The sequence below is a fragment of the Bacillus sp. AFS001701 genome, from assembly GCF_002559405.1.
Classification (GTDB): Bacteria; Bacillota; Bacilli; order Bacillales; family Bacillaceae_G; genus Gottfriedia.
This window is the reverse complement of record NZ_NTZO01000664.1, coordinates 1-1,101: the sequence shown is the minus strand read 5'-3', so window position 1 is coordinate 1,101 and position 1,101 is coordinate 1. Positions and strand designations below refer to the sequence as shown.

Here is a 1,101-nt window from a genome sequence, read left to right as displayed (position 1 = left end):
AGTATAATAATTTTTATGGAATTTCACGAAATAATCTGTATTTTCACACAAAAAAATAACGCAGAATATTCTGCGTCAAAAAACAGGGTTATTAATTTGGTGAAGAGAAAAACTACTGTCCTAGCGCGTTCTTCTCTTCTTTAGGGTTTTTGGGGGGTTCTAGGGTCGCATTGCACATTTTACTTTTTAATGTGCATACAAACGAAGAACTAAGAAAAACAATGACTTATTTCTTAAACTTCTTTTATTAATGTTAGATTACCACAAATGAAAATGATTATCAATACCAATTATTGTTTTTTTTATCCACAGAAATATTCTAAATAGCAAATGCTCAAGATAATATGTTCATTAAGAACTTTGCAATCAAACTTGGATTTTCAATATTAGGAATATGTCCTGCTTTCAAATTATGAATTGTCACCCCTCTTTCCTTCGCACGTTCTACAGATTGAAAAATTCCATAGTATAATGGATTTTGTTCTTTTTCTGTACAATTAATATAGGAAATTCTAATATTGTCTAACTCCTTATTTTTAAGGTTAAGCGGTGTTTTAAAACATTTGTGAGGGTGATCAGTTAGACGATGATCATATCGATCTTCATCTACTACTGGAATTTTCCACCCCTCACCTTTTGTATCAATCAAACCTTGAAGAAAATTTACTATTTCATCTGGAAACAAATTAACAACTGCCTCACCATCATTTAATAACATCGCATCTAAATAGATAACTTCATCAATTAATTCTGGAATTCGATCAACTACACCTGATGCTACTGCACCACCATAGCTATGACCAATTAGAACAATATTATGTAAATTTTCATAATTAATCACATTAACAATGTCATTTATTGCAGTGTTTAAATCTACTTCTTTATTCGCTAAATGAAACCTTTCCCCACAACCAGTCATTGTAGGTGTATATACTGTATGACCCTCTTTTTCTAATAATATTTTTACCTCTTTCCATGCCCAGCCCCCTGAGCTCATTCCGTGACAGATAACGATTGTTTTCATCTATTTCACCTTTTCACATTTATTTGATCTTTGTTTTTTACGCAAAGCCAAATAAATATATTCAATGTATAAATAGT

1 protein-coding gene is annotated in these 1,101 nt (G+C 31.0%); it reads right to left on the bottom strand.

Going from position 1 to position 1,101, the window contains the following annotated elements; all coding sequences use genetic code 11:
- Positions 1-334: 334 nt before the first annotated feature.
- Complete coding sequence (locus CN514_RS24495; RefSeq protein ID WP_098234799.1) at positions 335-1,024, bottom strand: alpha/beta hydrolase; 690 nt, start codon at positions 1,022-1,024, stop codon at positions 335-337.
- Positions 1,025-1,101: the final 77 nt, after the last annotated feature.

Excerpts from the sequence above, each read along its gene's own strand:
- CN514_RS24495 (WP_098234799.1), bottom strand. The coding sequence starts at position 1,024 with ATGAAAACAATCGTTATCTGTCACGGAATGAGCTCAGGGGGCTGGGCA.